Annotated in this window: 22 protein-coding genes, 3 tRNA genes and 1 pseudogene; 20 read left to right on the top strand and 6 right to left on the bottom strand. The window is 64.0% G+C overall.

Annotation, left to right across the window (positions count from 1 at the left end; all coding sequences use genetic code 11):
• Nucleotides 1-61: 61 nt before the first annotated feature.
• The gene (locus tag MLB1_RS06100; RefSeq protein ID WP_180749717.1) at nucleotides 62-1,867 is read right to left on the bottom strand and encodes a peroxidase family protein; all 1,806 of its coding nucleotides are present in this window, start codon (nucleotides 1,865-1,867) and stop codon (nucleotides 62-64) included.
• Between the two features lie 244 nt (nucleotides 1,868-2,111).
• On the opposite strand from MLB1_RS06100, the gene MLB1_RS06095 reads away from it, so the two are divergent.
• Together MLB1_RS06095 and MLB1_RS06090 are read left to right on the top strand one after the other, a co-directional pair.
• On the top strand, nucleotides 2,112-3,236 hold the full coding sequence (locus tag MLB1_RS06095) for a catalase family protein (protein WP_180748756.1): 1,125 nt from the start codon (nucleotides 2,112-2,114) through the stop codon (nucleotides 3,234-3,236).
• Between the two features lie 103 nt (nucleotides 3,237-3,339).
• Complete coding sequence (locus MLB1_RS06090) at nucleotides 3,340-5,949, top strand: LuxR family transcriptional regulator (RefSeq protein WP_180748755.1); 2,610 nt, start codon at nucleotides 3,340-3,342, stop codon at nucleotides 5,947-5,949.
• A 74-nt stretch (nucleotides 5,950-6,023) separates the two neighbouring features.
• On the opposite strand, the pseudogene MLB1_RS06085 reads toward MLB1_RS06090, so the two are convergent.
• A pseudogene (locus tag MLB1_RS06085) lies at nucleotides 6,024-6,221 on the bottom strand (hypothetical protein); the annotation flags it as partial.
• 276 nt (nucleotides 6,222-6,497) lie between these two features.
• Between MLB1_RS06085 and MLB1_RS06080 the strand changes: the two are divergent.
• Both MLB1_RS06080 and MLB1_RS06075 read left to right on the top strand, forming a co-directional pair.
• On the top strand, nucleotides 6,498-7,778 hold the full coding sequence (locus MLB1_RS06080) for a S8 family serine peptidase (RefSeq protein WP_180748754.1): 1,281 nt from the start codon (nucleotides 6,498-6,500) through the stop codon (nucleotides 7,776-7,778).
• Nucleotides 7,775-7,999 (top strand): hypothetical protein, encoded by a 225-nt coding sequence (locus MLB1_RS06075; RefSeq protein WP_180748753.1) that lies wholly within the window; start codon nucleotides 7,775-7,777, stop codon nucleotides 7,997-7,999. Before MLB1_RS06080 ends, MLB1_RS06075 begins: the two co-directional genes overlap by 4 nt.
• Before the next feature lie 57 nt (nucleotides 8,000-8,056).
• On the opposite strand, the gene MLB1_RS24025 is transcribed toward MLB1_RS06075, so the two are convergent.
• The 3 genes from MLB1_RS24025 to MLB1_RS06060 form a co-directional block, all read right to left on the bottom strand.
• The gene (locus tag MLB1_RS24025) at nucleotides 8,057-8,566 is read right to left on the bottom strand and encodes a hypothetical protein (protein WP_255485600.1); all 510 of its coding nucleotides are present in this window, start codon (nucleotides 8,564-8,566) and stop codon (nucleotides 8,057-8,059) included.
• Between the two features lie 137 nt (nucleotides 8,567-8,703).
• The gene (locus MLB1_RS06065) at nucleotides 8,704-9,552 is read right to left on the bottom strand and encodes a universal stress protein (protein WP_180748752.1); all 849 of its coding nucleotides are present in this window, start codon (nucleotides 9,550-9,552) and stop codon (nucleotides 8,704-8,706) included.
• 9 nt (nucleotides 9,553-9,561) lie between these two features.
• Nucleotides 9,562-10,542 (bottom strand): NAD(P)H nitroreductase, encoded by a 981-nt coding sequence (locus MLB1_RS06060; RefSeq protein WP_180748751.1) that lies wholly within the window; start codon nucleotides 10,540-10,542, stop codon nucleotides 9,562-9,564.
• Between the two features lie 174 nt (nucleotides 10,543-10,716).
• On the opposite strand from MLB1_RS06060, the gene MLB1_RS06055 reads away from it, so the two are divergent.
• The 16 genes from MLB1_RS06055 (at nucleotide 10,717) to MLB1_RS05980 (ending at nucleotide 21,070) form a co-directional block, all read left to right on the top strand.
• Complete coding sequence (locus MLB1_RS06055) at nucleotides 10,717-12,264, top strand: bifunctional aminoglycoside phosphotransferase/ATP-binding protein (RefSeq protein ID WP_180748750.1); 1,548 nt, start codon at nucleotides 10,717-10,719, stop codon at nucleotides 12,262-12,264.
• A 50-nt stretch (nucleotides 12,265-12,314) separates the two neighbouring features.
• A tRNA-Thr gene (locus tag MLB1_RS06050) sits at nucleotides 12,315-12,387 on the top strand.
• Nucleotides 12,388-12,436: 49 nt separating this feature from the next.
• A tRNA-Met gene (locus MLB1_RS06045) sits at nucleotides 12,437-12,513 on the top strand.
• A 43-nt stretch (nucleotides 12,514-12,556) separates the two neighbouring features.
• Entirely contained in the window at nucleotides 12,557-12,724 is a 168-nt protein-coding gene (rpmG, locus tag MLB1_RS06040) for a 50S ribosomal protein L33 (RefSeq protein ID WP_162526255.1), read from the top strand.
• Nucleotides 12,725-12,809: 85 nt separating this feature from the next.
• On the top strand, nucleotides 12,810-13,280 hold the full coding sequence (gene hadA / locus MLB1_RS06035) for a (3R)-hydroxyacyl-ACP dehydratase subunit HadA (RefSeq protein ID WP_180748749.1): 471 nt from the start codon (nucleotides 12,810-12,812) through the stop codon (nucleotides 13,278-13,280).
• Complete coding sequence (gene hadB, locus MLB1_RS06030) at nucleotides 13,280-13,711, top strand: (3R)-hydroxyacyl-ACP dehydratase subunit HadB (protein WP_180748748.1); 432 nt, start codon at nucleotides 13,280-13,282, stop codon at nucleotides 13,709-13,711. The genes hadA and hadB overlap by 1 nt, the downstream gene beginning before the upstream one ends.
• Nucleotides 13,712-13,713: 2 nt before the next feature.
• On the top strand, nucleotides 13,714-14,184 hold the full coding sequence (locus MLB1_RS06025) for a MaoC family dehydratase N-terminal domain-containing protein (RefSeq protein WP_180748747.1): 471 nt from the start codon (nucleotides 13,714-13,716) through the stop codon (nucleotides 14,182-14,184).
• Between the two features lie 157 nt (nucleotides 14,185-14,341).
• Nucleotides 14,342-14,414, top strand: a tRNA-Trp gene (locus tag MLB1_RS06020).
• A 70-nt stretch (nucleotides 14,415-14,484) separates the two neighbouring features.
• The gene (gene secE / locus MLB1_RS06015) at nucleotides 14,485-14,883 is read left to right on the top strand and encodes a preprotein translocase subunit SecE (protein WP_180748746.1); all 399 of its coding nucleotides are present in this window, start codon (nucleotides 14,485-14,487) and stop codon (nucleotides 14,881-14,883) included.
• A 43-nt stretch (nucleotides 14,884-14,926) separates the two neighbouring features.
• The gene (gene nusG, locus MLB1_RS06010) at nucleotides 14,927-15,724 is read left to right on the top strand and encodes a transcription termination/antitermination protein NusG (RefSeq protein WP_180748745.1); all 798 of its coding nucleotides are present in this window, start codon (nucleotides 14,927-14,929) and stop codon (nucleotides 15,722-15,724) included.
• Nucleotides 15,725-15,801: 77 nt separating this feature from the next.
• Entirely contained in the window at nucleotides 15,802-16,233 is a 432-nt protein-coding gene (gene rplK, locus MLB1_RS06005; RefSeq protein WP_180748744.1) for a 50S ribosomal protein L11, read from the top strand.
• A gap of 114 nt (nucleotides 16,234-16,347) precedes the next feature.
• A complete protein-coding gene (gene rplA, locus MLB1_RS06000) occupies nucleotides 16,348-17,055 on the top strand; it encodes a 50S ribosomal protein L1 (protein WP_180748743.1) in 708 nt (235 codons plus the stop codon).
• A 191-nt stretch (nucleotides 17,056-17,246) separates the two neighbouring features.
• Entirely contained in the window at nucleotides 17,247-17,453 is a 207-nt protein-coding gene (locus tag MLB1_RS05995; protein WP_180748742.1) for a hypothetical protein, read from the top strand.
• A 65-nt stretch (nucleotides 17,454-17,518) separates the two neighbouring features.
• A complete protein-coding gene (locus tag MLB1_RS05990; protein WP_180749716.1) occupies nucleotides 17,519-18,169 on the top strand; it encodes a response regulator transcription factor in 651 nt (216 codons plus the stop codon).
• A gap of 44 nt (nucleotides 18,170-18,213) precedes the next feature.
• Nucleotides 18,214-19,923 carry a GAF domain-containing protein gene (locus tag MLB1_RS05985; RefSeq protein ID WP_180749715.1) on the top strand — a complete coding sequence of 570 codons (1,710 nt, stop codon included), beginning with the start codon at nucleotides 18,214-18,216 and terminating at the stop codon, nucleotides 19,921-19,923.
• A gap of 172 nt (nucleotides 19,924-20,095) precedes the next feature.
• Nucleotides 20,096-21,070: an alpha/beta fold hydrolase gene (locus tag MLB1_RS05980; protein WP_180748741.1), complete on the top strand. Its 975-nt coding sequence runs from the start codon at nucleotides 20,096-20,098 to the stop codon at nucleotides 21,068-21,070.
• Here the strand turns inward: MLB1_RS05980 and MLB1_RS05975 are convergent.
• The gene (locus MLB1_RS05975) at nucleotides 21,067-22,299 is read right to left on the bottom strand and encodes a sigma-70 family RNA polymerase sigma factor (RefSeq protein ID WP_180748740.1); all 1,233 of its coding nucleotides are present in this window, start codon (nucleotides 22,297-22,299) and stop codon (nucleotides 21,067-21,069) included. The genes MLB1_RS05980 and MLB1_RS05975 overlap by 4 nt on opposite strands.

Below are 22,299 nucleotides of genomic sequence, written 5' to 3'. Positions count from 1 at the left end.
TCCGCTGGTGCTCATCTGTCGATTGTGAACCCATATGCCCTTGTCGGTCATGAGTATTCGACTACTTGGTCGGCCCGCTGGCCGATGCGGGTGTCCATGGCGCAAAGGGATTGGCGACACCGGTCAGGGCGGAGTTCAAGGACGGGAAGTGCCGGAGTAGGACCGAGCGCATCGAGTTGTCCCTGACCCACGCAATGCCTTCCGGGGTGTAGATCTCGGGTCGGAAATCGGATGTGAAGAACCTGTCGCTCTCCAGTCGCCGGGACGCCATCAGCACGAAAATCCGGAAAGCTGTGTCGCTGAACCCGAATCCCCTCGGTTTGGGCTCCGCGTAGAGCCCGACCATCAGGTCTACCTGCTCCACATCGCCGTAGATCGCGGCGAGTTCCCCGGCCACCACCGGGTCATCGGTGAGTTCGGTGAAGGAAGACGCCGGCCGCAGACGCAGCATCCGTCGGAACTGGTTGTAGCGGGGGACACCCCGCTCGCGGACCCGAAGCACATCGATGGCGGCGAGGTCCAGAATCGATCCGTCCGGTCGCTCCAGACGCTGGAGATGCCGCGGGAAATTATGCAGAGTCAGTGCGCCCGGATTGGCACGGCCGAACGAATAAATGATGTTTTCCATTGGCGTCTCACGCAGCCGGGTCCGAACATGCTGCACGGCCAGATCGGGTAATTCGTGTTCGACGATCACGGAGTCGTCGGATGCCGACCGGAGCACAAAACTGTCGGGAATTAGCGGGTGCATCCGGTACACCGCGACAAATTCCTCGGTCAGCGAATAGGGCACGTCATGCAGACTCGTTGGGGAGCCGGGGATGCCGCGCAGGAGAGCATTATGGGGCTGGCGGCGAAATAAGTTGCTTAGCCGCTCACCGAGAATGCCGAACCAGTTCGTGTGCATCGCGAATACCGTGGTGGGGTGCCCGATTATCGCGGGGGTCCAGTCGATCGTGTGGATCTTCGCCATCAGTGCGGTGTTGACCAGGCGGGCCTTGTCGTACAGCTCCTGATCGGACATTTCCGGGTGGCTGGCGGCCAGCTGTTCGCAGATCGCGTTGTGTTCCCGCATGAACAGCGAATGCAGGATGGCCAAGCCAACCCAGAAGTTGACAGTTGTCTCTGATGTGCTGGCCAGCTCTTCGATATCCGCCGGTGGCAGACCGAGCTCGTCGAGCCGCAGCTGGCCCTTGATCCCGGAGCGCAGGGCATTCGCGATGGCCCGGGTCCCACCGTAAACCTGCGATCCGTCCCACCAATGGGTGTCCTGGGTGACGAATGTCGGGGGGCCTGATGAATCGGGGCAAGGGTCGGGCGCTGTGCGGCGTATCTGCATGGGGCGCTGTGGCCACGGATCGTCCTCGTCGAGCGGCACGACCCACGGCTCAGACTCGGCGGTGTTATGGCTGAACCAGTCGTGGACCTCGAACTGGATCCAGGCCGCGGCCAGCACATTCAGCTTCGTCGCCGGAATGAACTTGTCACGGGTCAGCAGCCTGCGACTGATAAGCCGCGGATTGGGGTTGAGGAGTTGCTCGGGGGGCTCGGGGAAGGTCTGCGCAAGAGGTGCGTTACGCCCGAACCGGCTGCCCACCGATCCCATCAGCGGGTAGTCGAGGTTGTTGTAGGAGCCATCCAGCGTCCGGGCGGTGCGATAGTTGGCGTTATCCGGGCTGTTCGGAGGCGGTGCTCCGCCGGGCGCCCGCCCCGTATCGAACAGATTGTCGGCACGTAATGCGTCGCGCAGCCCGATGAGCACTGCGATACCGACTGCCGTGGGCAGCCGGGACCATCCGATCGACTGATCGATTCGTGTCGCGAGGCGCGACGCCAGCCTGGTCGCCGATTTGGCGGGTCCGCGCATTTTCGCCATAGAGGTAATGCTGACAAATTCGAGCGTGCTGCGACATGAGTATTGCGCTACTCGATCCAGTCAAATTCGGATGTCGATAGTGGCTGGAATGTCTCGCCATTTCACCTGCGTCGGCCCCAGCCGCAGCGCAGGATTGAGTAGTCGCGTACTCATGTGCGCACCGCCGGTATTCACGACACTGAGAAAGCCATCGTTTCCGACGGCAAGACCACCTATTCGGGAGGGCTGGACCGCGATGAGCACAGCGGATGAATCGCTCGATACGCCGCGTACCTACCTCCGGTACAGCGATGACATGGGCGCGGTGCCTCCCGGCGAGGAGGAGGTCATCGACAAGATCATCAAGGTGTTGCACAAGAACAACGAGCGGGCCTTCCGGAAATATCGGCATGCCGTCCGCGACGCGCACGCGAAGAGCCACGGCATCTTGCGCGGTGAGCTGACTGTCTATCCGGACTTACCTCCGCACCTACGTCAGGGCATATTCGCAACGCCCGGTAGATACCCGGTCATCTCCAGGTTGTCCACCACCTCCGGCCTACTGCGCAGTGACCGGATCCGGGGCGTGCGAGGCCTGGGCATCAAGGTCCTGGGCGTGAGTGGCCCGCGCACTCTCCCGGATGACGACGCCACCACCCAGGATTTCGTTCTGGTCACCCACCGTGAGTTCCTCTTCGCGGGTGCGAAGGCATATCTTCGGCGGGGAATGCCGACGGCCTGGTTGCTAGCGCGCCTGCCGGACACCGCGTTGAGGCTGGGTAGCAACCTTCTTGGCGGTGTGGCGAAATTTCTTCCACGCGTGGGACTCTCACTGCCGGAATCGGTGGCGGTGTTCGTGCGTCCCAACACACATATCCTCGGCGATACCTTCTACTCCTCGGCGCCGTTGCGGTACGGAGAGTACGTGGCCAAGCTCAGTTACGTACCCCTGTCGAAATCCGTGCGAGACCTGGAAGGGGTGCTGCTGCCGGAGCCCGTCGCCGACGACGAGCTCCGTAATCTGGTCGCAGAGTTCTTCCAGCACAACAGCGCTGAGTACGAGGTGCGGGCGCAGCTGTGCACCGACGCGAAGATCATGCCTCTCGAGGATGCCACCGTCGCGTGGCCCGAGGCGGACTCCCCGCACCGGGGGATCGCCAAAATCGTCTTCCCCGTTCAAGATTCATATGGCGCCGAGCGGCGAGCATTCGGTGACGACGTGCTGTCCTTCAACTCGTGGCGCGCCCTGGCGGCGCATCGACCACTCGGGTCGATCAATCGGCTGAAACTCCGGGTTTACGAGGCGTCCAGCAACTTTCGGCATGAGAAGAACGGGGTGTCGCGGATGGAGCCCGCCGGGGTCCAGGATCTACCGGATTGAGATGGCTGCAATGACACGTGCGATCGCCAAACCCGCTACGTACGCGAAGTCGACTTACGGACTGGCCCACGCAAACCGGCATCGCGATCTAGACTCATTCTCCATGTCGGGTAGCTGGCAGTTGCTTGACCGCCCAACCGAATTCGAGGCTGTTCGATCGACACTCGAGGACAGTCCGTCGTGCGGGGTGGTGTTGGTCGGTTCCGCAGGGGTCGGCAAGACGACCCTCGCGCACACGGTCACCGACTCGTTGGGATGCCAGGTTCGCTGGGTGGCATGCACCGAGTCATCGCGAAGCATTCCGCTGGGTGTGTTCGCCCATTGGATACAGACGACCGGATCGCGTGACCCGGCAGCGCTCATGGCTGCGGCACGGGAATCCATTGTCGCGAACCCTCATCCGATCATCGGAATCGACGACGCGCACCTCCTGGACGACCTGTCCGCGACACTTCTGCATCAGATCGCCGTCGACCATGCCGGCCGGTTGGTCGCTACCGTGCGTAGCGGCGAGCCCGTTCCGGATGCGGTCACCGCATTGTGGAAAGACGACTACCTGCGTCGGTTCGAACTCGAGCCGTTCACCAAGGGACAAAGCGTCGCACTTGTCGAATCGGTGCTCGGCGGTGCGCTTGAAGGGCTCAGCGCCGACGTGATGTGGGAGTCATCCGGTGGAAATCCACTGTTCCTGCGGCACCTGGTGGAGGGTGCTGTCGAGGCCGGATCGCTTACCGCTGTCAACGGGGTGTGGCAGCTGCGCGGTAACACCGTTGTCCCGTCGGGGTTGGCCGCGTTGATCGGGGATCGTCTAGAGCAGTTGGACGGCGACGTGCTCAATGCGCTGAAGTTACTGTCGCTGTGCGAGCCGCTCGATATCGACACATTGTGTGAGATCGCCGGCGGTGATGCGGTGGATAGCGCGGAGATTGCGGGTTTTGTCCGTGTCGAACGCGACGGTCGACGGATCAATGTGCGGTTCAGCCATCCGATGTTGGGTGAGGTTGTCCGGCGCAGAGTGGGCACCGCCTCGGGGCGGCGGCTGCGGGGTCAGCTTGTGCGGGTGCTCCGCGACCGCGATATCGACTCGGCCGCCAAACGCATCCGGCTGGCGCAGCTGTCGGTCGACAGTGACGAGACCACGGACCCGGCCCTGCTGGTTTCCGCCGCGAAGGACGCCGTGTACCTGTCCAATCTGCCCGTTGGGGAACACTTGGCGCGGTGTGCGGTCGAACGCGATGGTGGGCTGCGCGCCGCCGAGGTGCTTTCGCGCGCGCTGCTGTGGCAGGGCCGTCCCGAAGAGGCTGAGCAGACACTCGCGGAGTTCGATCCGGACCAGCTCGACGAGCTCTCGCTTGTTCTTTGGGGTCTTCCGCTCGTCTCCATTGCATTCTGGTCGATGGGTGATGTCCGGCGTGCACACGAGCTGATGGCTCTGCTGCGCGAACGGGTACAGCACCCTGCCCTGAAACTGGTCGTCGATGCGACGGGGGCGGCATTGGCCATCCATGAGAACCGGTTCGATGAGGGACTGGCGGCCGCGACTCTCGTGCTGTCGGACCCGGAGGCTCCCCGGCAGGCAGTGGAATTCGCGGCGTTCGGTATCGGGCTCGCGTTGCCCGTCGCTGGGCGCGGTGACGAATTCGAGCCGATTGCGGCGAGGTGCCGCGCCCAGAAACGGTCCACCGACGGCATGATCGCGGTCATGGTGCGGTACTGCGATGTGCTGGCGCTCGTGTACACCGGGCAGCTCCGGATGGCCGACAGTCGCGTTGCCGAATACACCGAGTTCTCTTCTGCTGGACAGTTTCTCGCGTGGGCGATAGCACGGATCATGGCCGGGCTGGTGGCCGTGCACCGCGGTGCCTTCCCGACGGCGATATCGTCTATCGAGCAGGCTCTGGCCGCGCTCAACGCCGAGAAGCCACTGCCGTGGCAGCTTCCGGCGCGGCTGTTGCTCGCACGCGCCTATGCCGCACTCGGCAAGGTCGAAGACGCCGAGCGCGTGCTGACCGAGTCGGGGGAACACTCGGGGCAGTTCGTCGCGCTGCACGACCCGCAGTTGTTGATCGCAAAATCATGGCTCGCCGCGGCACGCGGCGCAGATCGGTCGGCGGTAGACGCCGCCCGACGTGCGGCCGACGCTGCACACACTGCTGGTCAATACGCGGTGGAGGCCGAGGCCTTGCACCATGCGGCACGGTTCGGTGACCGGACTGTGGGGCGCCGCCTTGAATCACTTGTCCCGCGTGTGCACGGCCCGTTGGTGGGGCTATATGCGCGGCACGCGGTCGCTGTCGGCACTTCGGATGCCGCGGCATTGGACATGGTCAGTGGTGATTTCGAGAATGCGGGCCTGCTGTTATCGGCGGCCGATGCCGCTGCGCAGGCGGTGACACTGCGCAGCCGCGGCGGGGATAGGTGCAAGAGTGCCGAGTCTGCCGCGCGCGCACTGCGGATCGCCGGTCAGTGCGGTGGCGCGGCCACGCCCGCGATCCGGGCCGCCGCCCGCCCGCTTCCGGTCACCGCACGGGAGCGGGAAATCGCGGCGCTCATCGGGGAGGGGCTGTGCAACCGCGAGATCGCCGAGCGTCTCACGCTGTCGGTGCGGACCATCGAAGGCCACATCTACCGTGCGTGTATCAAACTCGATGTGGCAGACCGCGATCAGCTCGCCAAGATCGTATGGAGCGATCTGGCCAACCCGCAGGAATAGGCACAGCGTAACGATCCGTGGCGCCTTCAGTCCTCCGCTGCGCCTTCAGATGCCGGCTGCCGGAGCACGGTGCGTTCATGCACCAGGTAACTGGATACAACGGTGAAAAGGACGGTGATGGCCGAGCCGACGTCCCCGGGTATTACGACGTTGAACTTGCCGAGGATGAATACCAGGACAACCGAGATCGCGCCGGCCGTCCCGCCTGCCGCCACCTTGGCGGTGGGTGTGCTCGACGGCTGTCGGATTGTTTGTCGTTCAAGCGTTGTCATGATTTGGTCCTCTCCGGTGACAGGTCTTCTCGAACCGTAGGCGCGGCGGGCGGGCATCACACGAGTAGCGGACTACTTCGTTCGCGGGGGCGATGGAAGCCACGCCTGCAGTCCGGCCGAGCCTCGGCCGGACGCTGTCAAATACAGGTAGTGGACCACTCATCCGATACCGAGCGATCTTGCCGATGATCGCTGGTAGCCGAACTAAACGCGTCTGTATTCCGTGGGGCGTCTTCGGCTTCCAGCCACGTACGTCAGGAAAGGGCGGACCAAGAGATGACTAACACCGACTCGGAAATCTACACAGGAAGACATGTGGTCGTATTCGCGCCGGCGAAGGCGCGGGGTAATCACGCCAACACCCTTGCCAGTGTCGCAGGGCTGTCGAATATCGTGCACAGCAGGGATTTTGAGAATCAAGCGATGGATATCAGCGCCATTGCCGGGGCAGATGCCACCGTGTTCGACGAACTCGGTCTGGCAGTCGTCGACTCCGATGCCGAGCAGACCGTGGCCCTTCAAGCCGCCGCCGAGGCGGGCGACATGGTGCTGTCGGTGGAACCGGAGCTGATTCACCACGCGCTCACGGTGACCTCTCCGGAGTACCTCAGCGGTTACCAACATGGCGTGTCCGACTTCTTCGCCCGGCTGCAAGCCGACACCACCGTGCCGACTGTCGATGAGCTCGCCGCCGCGTATGCGGATAGCGACAAATCGACGTGGGGTCTGCAGGCAACGAAGGCCAACACGAGTTCAAAGACCGGTCGTGGCGTTCGGGTAGCGGTGCTGGACACCGGTTTCGACGCGTCCCATCCGGACTTCAAGAAGCGTCACGTGACCATGCAATCGTTTGTCGACGGGGAAACCTCCGAGGATGCGCACGGGCACGGAACGCACTGCGTCGGGACCTCCTGTGGGCCGCGTTCCCCACGGGGCAGCCGTCGTTACGGCGCCGCCACCGAGGCCGAGATCTTCGTGGGCAAGGTGCTGGGCAATTCCGGGTCGGGTTCCGATGGCGGCATACTTGCCGGTATCAACTGGGCCGTGGCCAACAACTGCGCCATCATCTCAATGTCCTTGGGCGCCAACGTCGACAAGATATCTCTTGCCTACGAGACGGTGGGGCAGCGCGCGCTTGACCGCGGCTCGCTGATCATCGCCGCAGCGGGAAACAATGCGAACCGGCGGGCCGGAGAGTACGGCTTTGTCGGAGTGCCCGCGAACAGCCGCTCGATTATGGCGATCGCCGCGGTGGATTCGTCCTTGAACCCGGGCTGGTTCTCGGCGCGCTCGAGCACCAAGACTAAGGCCGCCGGTCATATCGACCTCGCCGGGCCAGGTGTCGATGTGTACTCGTCGTGGCTGATGCCGAAGCGCTACAACTCGATCAGTGGCACCAGTATGGCGACGCCACATGTGTCAGGCATCGCCGCACTGTGGTGCGAGGCCACCGGCCTCACCGGCAGACAGTTGTGGACAGTGCTTTTGCAGCAGGCGGTACCGCTCAACGTGCCGGCCGTCGACGTCGGCGCCGGGCTTGTGCAGGCCCCACAGTGACGGCGCAGCGGGTCACCGTGACGATCGAAGAGCGCGATTTCGAGGGCACGGTGGCCGCATTGCGGGCCGCCGGTATGGCGGGCATGCAAATACATCGTGAGATCGGAGTGGTTTCCGGTGAGTTCGCAAATGCCGCAGCGCTGGTTGGTATTCCGGGTGTAATCGTCGTGGAGCCGGAGGGGCGGGTGCATATCGCGCCGCCGAACGCGGGTATCCAGTAGTGGTTCCACAGAAAAGAAGGGGCTGTGCGGCGCCGCACAGCCCCTTCTTCGTCGGTATCAGCCGGCTAGTCTGCGCGCGTCCAGCGCGCCGACGGCAGCGTTGCTGGCGCAGTGGAATGCCGTCGGCGCGGCCGCACACCGACCGCTGATCGATACCGGGGTGGGGCAGGCGCCGAAGGCTCGCGAGGCCGGTTCGATACCGCCCGGGCGGGCGTCAGGTCTCATCGAAGATGAACTGACGTCGGCTGACTGCGGGTGGATGTCGTTGGATTCCAGGTAGGTGGCCGTCACTCCCGGCAGCGCCCGCAGATGCTCGGCGAGCCCGTCGAATTCGGGTCCGGCGGGCGCGGTGACGACGAAAATGGATCGAAGCTCTGGCGGTACGCCCGCCGCGTTGGGGTGCAGGGGTGCGACGGTGCGTCCGGCAACCCGAACGGCCTCGAAAATCGGTGCAGCCGAATTTGTTTCACCTGGATGCTCGCGCAGGTCGCGCGCAGGGCCGGGCTCGACCAGGATGAGCAGATCGACATCCGGAGTGACGCTGCGTGCGGCCGTTTGCGTGAACATTTCGACTCCTCCCGGCAAGGGGACGTGTGGTCCGGTTTCGTTGTGCAAGGCGCTGCACTAAACAAATCCTGATCCGACACGATCTCGATGGCGCGAGTAGCGAGGTACCCCAAACGGCGCTCACATGATGGCTGTCGTTACAGCAGCCGTTGGCGTGCGGCGACAAGCACCGAGCAGTGTGTCCTGCCCAGCACGCCGCAGCGATTGGGGCCGAACAATTCCTGCATATGTGCCGCGTCCCCCGCCCCGACGACCACCAACTGCACGGCATGCCCGTGGCGCTCTAGATAGTTGAGCGTTCCTCCTACCGGATCGATGGCACGGATATCCAGATCGGCGTGCCGCACCCGCACCGGTGCCAGCCGCCGCTCCAAATGTATGGCCGCCACCTGACGTTCCCCATGCGCCAAGGTGGCGAACCGATGTCCGGCCACGGTCAGCGGGCGATGACGTAACAAGACTCGCATCGGCGCGCCGCGCAGCCGCGCCTCGTGAGCGGCCAGTTCCAACGAGGCCACCGACTCGTGGGATTCGTCGACCTCCACCACCACCGCCCGCGTCACGCCGGCCGCCGCGTGGTCGTCACGGATCACCGCGACCGGGCAGCGCACCGATCGGAGAACCTCTGCTGCGGTGGAACCGACCCTCCGGGTATCGGCTCCGCTGATGCCGATCGCGCCCACACAGAGCATGAGGGCACCGCGTGAGGCGTCCAGCAGCACGTCCGCCACGCGTCCGCGCCGGATATCGGCCTCGACCTTCACCGGCTTCTGTGTGGAGCCGATCTCGCGGAACGCATGCCTTACCGCCGTCCCCGCGGTGGTCGGCTCGTCGCTGAACTCCGGCGGGGACTGCACGTGGACCAGGCGCAACGGCACACCGTGGTGCAGCGCCTCGTCGACCGCCCACAATGCGGCCCGAACCGCCGATCGCGACCCATCGATACCGACCACCACCGCGGATTCGGGAACACGGACACCACTCATGGCCGTGCCCTAGCCGCGAATCTCGAACACGTCGGCAAGCTGGCGGCGGGGTGTAGGCGGCGGGATACGGCCGAATGTCGGAGCCAGACCCACCCGGATCAGCGCCTGCGGGTGCGTCCTCCCGATAGCGGCGCCGACGACCTCGCGGCTGGCTGTCAACTCCAACATGTGCGTGATGGTGCAGGTCGCCATGCCGGCAAGGGTCGCCTCCAGCAGTACCTCCGAGAGCAGCTCGCCGCAACGCAAGAGATTCTTCGGGGTATCTCTGGCCGTCGACAGTGCCAGCACGTTCGCCTTGTCCTCCTGTAGGCCGGACCGCGGGGGGCGTTCGGTAACGACCGGGAACGTGCGGCCGATGTCGACACGATCGCTCTCGGCCGCCGATACCAGTGCACTGCGCGGAATGCCGTCCACCAATGTGAACGGTGCTGTCCACCAATCGAGTTCGGTCTGATAGGCGGAGTCGTAGATGCGTAGGGCGTCGCTCAGCGCGGATGCCTCGGCCAGTTTCGGCCGTATGGCGTCATCGACCACGTCCAGGATCACTGCTCTGTCGGCGATCACCGCGTTCAGCATCCGGGCGAACTGTGACCAGTTCGGCGATGATCCGAAGGGCAACCGGTCGGTGCGACGCTGCAGAATCGCGTCCGCGCGTCGACGATCGCCCGCCACCACAACGGCTCTGGGGGAGAAGGTGACGGTGGCGAGATGGTCGGGGTTCGCCGCGTCCGGGATCCGTTCCACGCGCGCCATCCAGCCCGCCGAGGCCATCGCGACCCTGAGATGGTCCAGCGCTGCACCGCAGCTGATGATCGCTTCACGCCCCGCGCCGTCAGTCCGCTTAACGCACCGAGTGCGATCGAGGTGCAGGTGCAGATCACCGGCCTCGACAATCCAGCGCCACGGCTGCGTGTTATGCAAAGACGGTGCGCGGCATGCGAGTTGGATTGCGGTCTGGATGACGTCAACATTGACCATCGTCTTGGGCATGGGGGACTCCGCTCGGCTGGTGGTGATATCGACTCTTGGTCACGTACTCGGGCGTGGACAGGGCACTTGGTCACCGGCCAGGGGCCCGAAGTCCCAGTGCTGTCGAAGCGGCGTACGTCGGCGGGAACGCGGAGGCGCCCGATTGGTGACTTCTGGCCCACGAACAAGGGGCACATGGCCGGATGTCTGTATCGCGAGCACGGCGACGATGAAGTCATGCGCTCATCACGATCGACCGCCGGCCCCACTTCCGTCGGTGCGGAGATTCGCGAAACCCACACGGGTATCGTCATTTTGCTCGGGGGGCGGGCGTACAAGCTCAAGAAGCCCGTCGTCACGAACCTCCTCGACTTCAGCACCCCGGAGCTCCGCGAAAGGGCCTGTGCCCGTGAGGTGGCACTCAACAGCCGCATCTCCGGGGACAGCTACGTCGGCGTCTCACATCTGGTAGATCCCGACGGTGGACCGGGTGAACCGGTCGTGGTGATGCGGCGTTACCCGGACGCTGCGCGGTTGTCGGCGATGGTCAAGTCCAGTCGGGTCACCAAGGCCCAGCTGGACGAGATCGCGGAGGTATTGGCGGCGTTCCACAAGCGGGCCGATCGCAGTCCGTCGATCGATGAGATCGGTGCGCTCGACGCCGTGGTCGACCGGTGGGAGGACACCCTCGCATCCCTGGAGAGGTTCGTGGGGACGGTGCTGCCGGCTGACGACGTGCGTCTGGTTCGGAAGCTTGCGACCCAGTTCATTTCCGGGCGGACGGTGCTGTTCGCGCAGCGCGTGGCCGACAGAAGGATCGTCGACGGGCATGGAGATCTGCTGGCCAGTGACATTTTCTGCCTACCCAACGGCCCGGTGCTGTTGGACTGCCTGGAATTCGACGACCGGCTGCGGCACGTGGACGCTCTCGACGATGCGGCCTTCCTGGCCATGGATCTGGAGTTCCTGGGGCGTCGGGATCTCGGCGACTATTTCATGGACCGCTATGTGGAGCTGTCCGTGGATCCCGCACCGGAACCGTTGCGGCACTTCTACATCGCCTATCGCGCACTGGTCCGGGCCAAGGTGGACTGCCAACGGTTTTTACAGGGGCAGCGCGCCGCCTCGGGACGCGCCGCTCGGCACCTGGGGATGGCGCTCGACCATCTCGGATCGGCGACGGTACGGCTGGTCCTGGTCGGCGGCGGACCGGGGATGGGTAAGAGCGCATTGGCTCAACGTGTTTCGGAAGATATTGGCGCGCAAATTATTTCAACCGATGAAGTGCGCCAGCAGCTGCATCGTCTGGGTGTGATATCCGGGGGCAAGGGCGTGCTCGACACCGGGCTGTACTCGCCGGAGAACGTGGGCATCGTGTACGACGCCGTGCTGCGGCGTGCGCGGCTGTGTTTGGCAAGCGGCCACACCGTCATCCTGGACGGAACGTGGCGCGGTGCGCGGCACCGGCTGCGTGCGCACCAGCTCGCCTACGAAGCCGGCGCGCCCGTGGTGGAGTTCCTATGCATGGCGCCACTGGTCGCCGCGCAACATCGGATGGCGGCCCGTCATGATGGGGTGTCGGACGTCACCGGCGATATCGCAGCCGCGCTGGGCACCGAATTCAACGGGTGGAGCGAGGCGCATGTGATCGATGCACGTCTGCCGCTGGACCGGTCGACCGCCGAGGTCGAGGAGTTGTGCCGGCGGGCGCTGTACGCCCCCGTGCCCTGTCAGTCGAGGTAAAGCCGTTTTGGTTCCGCCGACACCAGCGGGTACCCTCGTGAGGGCTTTATGCCCCCTTAGCTCAGTCGGTAGAGCGTTTCCATGGTAAGGAAAAGGTCAACGGTTCGATTCCGTTAGGGGGCTCGGTGGACACTCGGACCTTCGGGCACGAAGTTCTGAAGGTGCCTATCGGGGCGGTGTAGCTCAGCTGGTTAGAGCGCACGACTCATAATCGTGAGGTCGGGAGATCGAGCCTCCCCACCGCTACCACGTACTACGCAATACAACGAGACAGTGAAAGAGGGCAACTGCAGTGGCCTCCAGTACAGACGTCCGGCCCAAGATCACCTTGGCCTGCGAGACATGCAAGCACCGTAACTACATCACCAAGAAGAACCGGCGCAACGACCCCGACCGGTTGGAGCTGAAGAAGTTCTGCCCCAACTGCAAGTCGCACCAGCCGCACAAGGAATCGCGCTAGCAGTAGGCGCCTGTGCCGCCCCGCCGCGACACGAATAGGTGAGCCTTACTTGGTATCGATCAACATCAGTAGGTAGGTTCCGGCCGTGGCTTTATCGCAAGATCTCGTCGGAACGCACTACCGATATCCCGACCACTACGTGGTTGAGCGGGAGAAGATTCGGGAGCACGCCGAATCGGTCAAGAGCGAGCATCCCGCTCATCACCACGAGGCCGGTGCCTCGGCTCTCGGCTACGATTCGCTGGTCGCTGCGCCCACCTTCCTTTGCATCTTCGGATACACCGCCCAGGTAGCTTTCTTCGAGGACGCAAACATCTTGCTCAAGGACGAGAAAATCGTCCAGGTTGACCAGGAACTCAGGATGCTGCGCCCGATTAAAGCCGGTGACACGCTGTATTGCGATGTGTATGTGCACTCGATCCGACGCTCGTTTGGCGCAGACATCGTCGTGACCAAGAGCCTCATCACCAATGACAAGGGTGAGCTCGTGCAGGAGATGTTCACGACTCTTGCCGGGCGCACTGCAGACGACGGAGAAGAAGGCGGGTTCAACTGATGGCATTGCGTGAGTTCAGTTCGGTCAATGTTGGGGATCTGCTGCCGGAGAAGACGATTCCGCTGTCCCGGCAGGATCTCGTGAATTACGCCGGGGTCTCCGGCGATCTCAACCCGATCCACTGGGATGACGAGACCGCCAAGCTGGTGGGGCTCGAGGACGGCGCCATTGCGCACGGCATGCTCACCATGGGCCTCGGCGGCGGCTACGTCACCGAGTGGATCGGCGACCCGGCCGCGGTGACCGAGTACAACGTGCGGTTTACCAGCTTCGTCACTGTTCCCAATGACGGTGTCGGTGCGGAGATCGTCTTCAACGGACGGGTGAAGTCCATCGATGCGGACACTAAGTCGGTGACCCTCGCGCTGACCGCTACCACCAACGGCAAGAAGATCTTCGGCCGCGCCGTCGCGACGGCGACGCTGGCGTAATCATGGCGCTTCAACTCGATGTCGTCGGAATGACGCACCAGTACTCCCAGACCTATGTGGTGGGCCGAGAGAAGATCCGAGAGTTCGCGAAGTCGGTCAAAGCGGTAGATCCGGCCAGCCACGATCCGAAGGCGGCGGCCGAACTCGGGCACCGCGGTCTCATCGCGCCCTTGGCCTTTCCAGCAGTGATGGCGCTGCTGGTGCAGAAGGAATTCTTCCGCACCTATGACGTCGGCATGGAGACCATGCAGATCGTGCATTCCGAACAGAAGTTCGTCTATCACAAGCCCATCGTGGAGGGCGACGAGCTGTCTTGCGACTTCCAGGTTGACTCCCACAAGGAAGCTTTCGGCGTGGACATCGTGACCACCCGCAACGTCGTCCGCAACCAGGCCGGCGAGCTGGTTATGGAGGCGTTCACCACCTTGATGGGCCGGGATTCGGACCGGATGGCCGATATCAAGCTCATCTAGCACCCGTCCCATGAGCGGCCGAGGCAATTTCAGTCTGGGGCTGGCCTCGGGGTACACTCAAGATTCGGGGTTTTCCCATCACAACGCGCCTGTCGGGTACTCGGGAGGCGCGTGTGTTGTGTGAGGCCCCGGCCACCAGGTTGGCGCGCCAGCCACTAGGGGTGTAGCTCAACTGGCAGAGCAGCGGTCTCCAAAACCGCAGGTTGCAGGTTCAAGTCCTGTCACCCCTGCAAAGCCCTGGGGTAAGCACTAGGGAACGACGAGATCACTCACCGAAAGGTAAGAGAGGTACGGAAGGGAATGAGCGACGAGCTAGACGAGTCCGGAGTCGACAGCGACCGGGCCGTCACCTCGACCAAACCGCTTCGCCCGACGGGTAAGCGGACCCGCCGTGCTGACGCTTCGACCGTGGCTACGGAGCTCACCGAATCAGGTGCTTCCGAGACCGGTGAGGTGAAGAAGAAGGCCAAGAAGCCAACCGCCAAGAAAGACAAGACGGGGCCGTCGCGTAACCCGTTGGTCCAGCTTTGGGTGTTCCTCAAGCAGGTGGTCGCCGAGCTGCGCAAGGTCATCTGGCCGAACCGCAAGCAGATGGTCAGCTACACCTCGGTGGTGCTGGTCTTCCTGGTGTTCATGGTCGCCCTGATCGGCGCGATCGACCTGGGCCTGGGCCGGCTGGTCATGCTCGTATTCGGGTAATGCCGGGCCGACTAGAACAACGAAAGACGAGAGAGGACGAACGGTGACAACCTTCGATGGCGACGCTGCGAGCGAGCCAGAAGACACCGGTGACACCGCTGTATCGGTCGATGTGATCGACGAGAGCGCCGAACCCGATGTAACTGCACCCGAGCCGGCTGAGTCGTCTTCGGAAGAGCCGGGCGCTGAGGCGGAAGTTGACGAGGACGCCGACCCTGCCGTCACGTTGAAGGCGCAGCTGCGCCGTGAGCCGGGCGAGTGGTACGTCATTCACTCGTATGCCGGATATGAGAACAAGGTCAAGGCCAACCTGCAGACCCGTGTGCAGAACCTGGACGTCGGCGACTACATCTTCCAGATCGAGGTGCCCACCGAGGAGGTCACCGAGATCAAGAACGGCCAACGCAAGCTGGTCAACCGCAAGGTGCTGCCCGGTTACATCCTGGTCCGGATGGAACTCAACGACGAGTCTTGGGGTGCGGTCCGCAACACCCCCGGCGTCACCGGATTTGTCGGCGCTACCTCGCGCCCGTCGCCGCTGTCGCTGGACGACGTGGTGAAGTTCCTGCTCCCGCAGAATCCGGCCAAGAAGCCCGCCAAGGGCAGCGCGGCCGAGGCCGCCGGCGGTGCCGCTGCCGAGACCGGTGGTCTGGAACGGCCGGTCATCGAGGTCGACTTCGAGGTCGGCGAATCGGTCACCGTCACCGACGGTCCATTCGCAACGCTGCCCGCCAGCATCAGCGAGGTCAACGCCGAGCAGCAGCGCCTCAAGGTCCTGGTGTCGATCTTTGGTCGCGAGACCCCGGTCGAGCTCAACTTCACCCAGGTCGAAAAGCTCTGACAAAACTTCGGACCGTATGACGGTCCGGACCCCGCGCGAAAACGTGCGGGTACGGAAGGAAAGTTAGGAAAACCCGAATGGCCCCGAAGAAGAAAAAGGTCGTCGGGCTGATCAAGCTTCAGATCAAGGCCGGCGAAGCCAACCCTGCGCCGCCGGTCGGTCCCGCGCTCGGTCAGCACGGCGTCAACATCATGGAGTTCTGCAAGGCGTACAACGCCGCGACCGATTCGCAGCGCGGCAACGTCATCCCCGTGGAGATCAGTGTCTACGAGGATCGCACCTTCACCTTCGCGCTCAAGACCCCGCCCGCTGCCAGGCTGCTGCTGAAGGCCGCCGGTGTGCCCAAGGGTTCCGGTGAGCCGCACAAGACCAAGGTCGCCAAGGTGACCTGGGATCAGGTGCGCGAGATCGCAGAGACCAAGAAGGAAGACCTGAACGCCAACGACATCGACGCCGCCGCCAAGATCATTGCCGGCACCGCGCGTTCGATGGGCATCACCGTCGAGTAATACGGCATAGCACCCCGAATACCAGTGGTAAGGCCCGCTTCGGCCTGAAGTGTTTGAAGCTCTTGACCCAAGAGGTTCATCACAAACCACGACCCAACAATTGATTGGATTCCCATGAGCAAGAACAGCAAGGCGTACCGTGAGGCCGCCGAGAAGATCGACCGCGAGAAGCTGTACTCGCCTCTTGACGCCGCAAAGCTGGCCAAGGAGACCTCGTCCAAGAAGTACGACGCCACTGTCGAGGTCGCTATGCGCCTCGGCGTCGACCCCCGCAAGGCTGACCAGATGGTCCGCGGCACCGTGAACCTTCCGCACGGTACCGGTAAGACCGCTCGCGTCATCGTCTTCGCAGTGGGCGAGAAGGCTGAGGCGGCGGCCGCCGCCGGTGCCGATGTTGTCGGTAGCGACGACCTGATCGAGAAGATCCAGGGCGGCTGGCTGGAGTTTGACGCAGCCATCGCCACCCCGGATCAGATGGCGAAGGTCGGCCGCATCGCCCGTGTCCTGGGTCCGCGCGGTCTGATGCCGAACCCCAAGACCGGCACCGTGACCCCCGACGTGGCCAAGGCTGTCGCCGATATCAAGGGCGGCAAGATCAACTTCCGCGTCGACAAGCACTCCAACCTTCACCTGATCATCGGCAAGGCCTCGTTCGACGCCGACAAGTTGACGGAGAACTACGGTGCTGTCCTCGATGAGGTTCTGCGTGCCAAGCCGTCCTCGGCGAAGGGCCGTTACCTGAAGAAGATCGTCGTCACCACCACGACCGGCCCCGGCATCCTGGTCGACCCGGCCGTGACCCGGAACTTCCTGGAGGCCTGACCTTTCTCGGTCGCGTCCGCGAACGTTAGTTGCAAAGCCCCCATTTCCCGCTCGCATTGAGCCGGAAATGGGGGCTTTGCCGTTGTGATGCCGGCGACCCGCATCCCCTGCGAGTAGGGACCAAAGACCGTAGCCACCAACATCCGCCCGTCGTACCGTGGAATCAACGAGGTACGACGGGAAGGAATGCCATGACGGTGCGCTCTATCCCATTCCACGACAGCGTGAGTGTCGGAACACTGGTACGGGCTGCGGCGCTATTCGACGGAAGGCGCCCCGGGGTTCCGGCGAATAGCGCCTCCGGCTGCGTTCTGAACGCGGTGCCGGCCAGTCACCTGCTAGACGCGATATCGCACAGCGACAAGCACATCGGTGATCTGTACGCGGTTGGACTGTAGCGATGCCGGTGCTGGATTCCGTCGCCGGTGCCACACTGGATGCGGCAGGTGGAAGGGAAACGGACATGATCACGGTGTTCCTGGTCGACGACCACGAGGTGGTGCGCCGAGGTCTGGCCGACCTGTTGGAAGAGGAAGAGGACTTCTCGGTGATCGGGCAGGCGTCTTCGGTCGCCGAGGCGATGGCGCGCATCCCCGCACTGCAACCGGATATCGCGGTGCTGGACATCCGGTTGCCCGACGGTAACGGGGTCGAGCTGTGCCGGGAATTGCGGTCCAAATTGCCGGATCTCAACTGTCTGATGCTCACCTCGTTCACCGACGAACACGCCATGCTCGACGCGATCATGGCGGGGGCCGGGGGTTATGTCATCAAGGACATCAAGGGAATGGAACTGGTCTCCGCGGTCCGCACCGTCGGGGCGGGACGCTCGCTGCTGGACAACCGGGCCGCCGCCGCTCTGATGAACAAATTGCGCGCTGCGGCAGATAATCCATCGCCGTTGGCCGGGCTCACCGCGCAGGAGCGCACCCTGTTGGAGCTGATCGGAGAGGGTCTGACGAACCGCCAGATCGCCGAGCGAATGTTCTTGGCGGAGAAGACGGTCAAGAACTATGTCTCGCGTCTGCTCACCAAACTGGACCTCGAACGCCGAACACAGGTCGCGGTGCTGGCCACCAAATTAGCGCGAGACAACCAGGGACTCCACGGCTGACGGTCTGGTATTCACCCGAGGTCAAGGTATGCGAGAGTTGAATGGTGGTCGAGGACGTTGGTGCGCAACCCAATCGGGTGACGGCCGAGCTTGCTCACTTGCAGCTGCGTGACCTGCTCTCCGAGGTGCAAGGCCGGATCGAGCAGATTGTCGACGGCACCCGCGGGCGCATGGATGCCTTGCTCGATGCCGTCATGGCCGTCAGCTCGGGGCTAGAGCTTGATGCGACACTACGGGAAATCGTCTGTGCGGCATCGGAGCTCGTCAGCGCCCGCTATGGCGCACTCGGTGTGGTGGGATCGGACGAGAAGCTCACGGAGTTCGTCTACGAGGGTATCGACGAGGCCACCCGCGACCTGATCGGGCCGCTGCCCACCGGCCACGGTGTGCTCGGAGTGGTGATCGACGAGGCCAAGCCGTTGCGGCTGCGCGATATCGCGGCACACGTGGCCTCGGTCGGCTTCCCGGTGAACCACCCGCCGATGCGAACCTTTCTGGGCGTGCCCGTGCAGGTGCGCGGCGAGGTGTTCGGGCGGCTGTACCTGACCGAGAAGCTCGACGGGCAGGAATTCACCGAGGATGACGAGGTGGTGGTACGCGCGCTCGCGGGTGCGGCCGGCATCGCGATCGAGAACGCCCGCCTCTACCAGCACGCCCGCCGTCGCGAGCAATGGCAGCGTGCCACCGCGGATATCACCGCCGAACTGCTCGCCGGCGTGGACCCGGGTAAGGCGTTGCACCTGGTGGCCGCCAATGCGGCATTGCTTGCGGAGGCCGACTTTGCGTTTATCGCGCTGCCGGTGGGCGCGGTCGGGGATGAGGATATCGCCGAGCTGGTAGTAGCCGTTTATCTCGGCGAGGGTGCAGAAGTGTTGAGCGACAAGGTGATCCCCATCGATGGGTCAACCTCGGGGAGTACCTTCGTTGATCAGGAGCCGAGAAACGTGGGCCGGCTCGCGGTTGACCTGGCTGAGGGGACGGATCTGGCGTTCGGGCCTGCCCTGGTGCTCCCGCTCGGGGGAGGGGAGTCGACGGCAGGTGTGTTGATCCTGCTGCGCGCGGTGGGAGCGGTGGCCTTCGACGAGGAGCAGCTCGATATGGCCGCCTCCTTCGCGGGGCAGGCGGCGCTGGCACTGGAACAGGCCGAGGTCCGTCTGGCCAAACATGAATTGGATGTGCTGGCCGATCGCGACCGCATTGCCCGTGACCTGCACGACCATGTCATCCAACGATTGTTCGCCGTCGGCCTGGCGATGCAGAGCACTCATCGTCGGTCCGTAGAACCGACGGTTGCGGCCCGCCTCGCCGACCATATTGACCAGCTGCACGAGGTGATCCAAGAGATTCGGACCGCGATATTCGACCTGCACACCAACGACGAATCGTTGCGCGCAACGCTGCGTTCCACCATCAACGAGCTCACGGCGGACACGGGGCTGCGCGTATCGGTGCGCATGAGCGGTCCACTGGATGTGTTGCCCGCCAATACTTCCGGCGATGCCGAGGCGGTGGTGCGTGAGGCCGTGAGCAATGTGGTCAGGCACGCCCGGGCCAGGGAACTGTCGGTGACGGTGTCGGTTGACGATGAGCTGGTCATCGAGGTGGTTGACGACGGCATCGGGATACCAGATGTGGTCGCCCGCAGCGGGCTGAGTGGGCTCGCGAATCGGGCCACCGAGTCGGGGGGCACGTTCACGGTGTCGGCATTGGACACCGGGGGCACCCGGCTGGTCTGGTCAGCCCCCCTGCCGTAAGGACGCGGATCGGGCCGAATCCGATGCGGCGTATGCGGTGGATATCGCCTTCTCGGCGATCGAAGAGGCCGAAGGCTAGGCTATTTACGCCCGCAGGTGCGCCGCCGAAATCGCGTAAGGACCATGGGGCGAAGCCCCATTAGGAAGGACTGTCATGAACGAGAATCGACCCGTGACCGACACAAATCCCGTTGGCGGCCCCGAGATTTCCGTATTCACCTCCGATGTGGACCGGATGGCGATCTACTACCGCAGGTGGCAACCGCCGTGTGGGGTCGCCAGCCGGGCCGCGGTCCAGATCACGCACGGTATCGCCGAATACAGTGCCCGGTACGACCGCCTGGCCCGGTTCCTCGCGGCGCGTGGTTGTGTGGTGTACGCACTGGACCTTCGCGGGCACGGGCAGACCGCCGGCCCTGACAAATTGGGGCTGCTCGGAGTCACCGCCTGGGACGATATGGCGGCTGATATCAAGCAGCTCGCCGACATCGCGCGTGCCGAGAATCCCGTGCTTCCGCTGATCGCGTTCGGGCACAGCATGGGCTCGGCGCTGACGCAGTCCCACATCCAGAACCACGGGGACCTACTGGCGGGGGCCGTCCTCTGCGGCACACTCGGCGCGGTGCCAGGCCTCACCGAGGAGGCTTACCAGCAGGCAATCGCGCAACTCGAGGCCGTCGCCACAGGTCCGAATGCGATGGCACCGAGCGAATTCATGGGATCCATGCTGGCCGCGTTGAACGCACCCTTTGTGGCCGAAGGTGCCACGTCCACTGGGTCCGAGTGGCAGACCTGCGACCCCGAAGAGATCCGCGCCTTCCAGTCGGATCCCTTGTGTGGCAAGCCTTTCTCCAACGCGATGACGTACTCGGTGATCAAGGGATTCCACTCATTGTGGGAGCCAGAGAATGAATCCCGCATTCCGACCGAGCTGCCGATCCTCGTCATCGCGGGAAGCGAGGATCCGGTCGGGGGGCGAACCGAAACGATTCAGAGTCTCATCACCCGTTATTTGACCGAGGGTCACCGGCGTCTGGAGTATCGGTTCTACGCGGGCGGGCGTCACGAGATTCTCAACGAGCCGGAGAAGGATCGCGTCCACCGCGATATCGGCCTTTGGTTGGAGAGCGTCCTCGACGCTGTCTAGCTCCGGGTCGTGCTTTCACATTCGGTTATACGACGCCGCAGAAACTCTCGGCCGGGGGCAGAACCATTGGTGGACAGTGCCTTTCGATACCATTCGACCGCCTCGGCGTTGCGTCCGGCGCGTCGGAGCAGATCGGCACGGACGGTGACCGCCAGGTTCGATCGCGCCAGCCGCGGATCGTGGGCGACCTTTTCCAATGCGGCCAGTCCCGCGTCGGAGGTGTCGCGCAGCCCGATGGCCAACGCCCGGTTCACCAGCACCACAGGTGAATCCGTCATGGTCGCGAGCCGGTCGTAGGCCAGGCAAATGGCATGCCAGTCGGTTTCTTCCCAGGACGGGGCGGTGGCGTGCAGCGCGGCGATCACCGCCTGCGGTAGATAGGGGCCGGTCGATCCTGCCGCCTGCCGCAACTGGCTCAGCCCGCGGGCGATGCGGTCGCGATCCCATCGGCCCCGGTCCTGCTCCTCCAGGGGGACCAATGCGCCGCCGGCTTCCATTCGGGCGAGGCGCCGCGAATCATGAAGCAGCACAAGTGCAGCGAGTGCGTTCGCTTCCCGTTCCTGTGGCATGAGCTTGCACAGCTCGCCGGCGAGACGCGCGCCCTCGTCGCATAACTCGTCTCGAATGGCCGATGGTCCGCCCGTCGACCAATAACCCTCGGTGAACACCGAGTAGATGCAGCCGAGCACATGCGGGATGCGTTCGGGTAACAGCTCGGTGGGCGGCACCCGCAGCGGAATATTGGCCGTGCGAATCTTGGCCTTGGCGCGGGTGATTCGCTGGCCTATCGCGGCTTCGCTATGGAGCAGCGCCCGGGCGATCTCGGCGACCGTCAGGCCCGATACCAACCGCAGCGTCAGGGCCAGCTGCGACATTCTCTCGAGGGCGGGATGGGCACAGGTGAACATCATCCGCAGCTCGTCATCGCGTACCGAATGAGGGTCGGAGAGGTCCGTCCGGGCGGTGATGTCGTCAAGCATGGCCGCCAATTCCTTTCCCGGGCGTAGAGTCTCGCGCCGGAGTCGATCACGTGCCCGGTTCCGTGCGGCCGTCAACAACCAACCGCCCGGATTGTCGGGTACGCCGTCGCGCGGCCAGGTGCGCAGTGCGTCGGTGCATGCTTCCTGGACGGCGTCCTCGGCGATGGTGAGGTCCCCTGACCATCGGGCGATGGCAGCGACGGTGGCGCCCCACTCCCGCCGGAAGACGCCGTCCAGTTCGGTCGTCAT

It is taken from the genome of Mycobacteroides sp. LB1, assembly GCF_013449725.1.
GTDB lineage: Bacteria > Actinomycetota > Actinomycetes > Mycobacteriales > Mycobacteriaceae > Mycobacterium.
The sequence above is the reverse complement of the archived record's forward strand: the minus strand, read 5'-3'. Positions and strand labels throughout refer to the sequence as shown.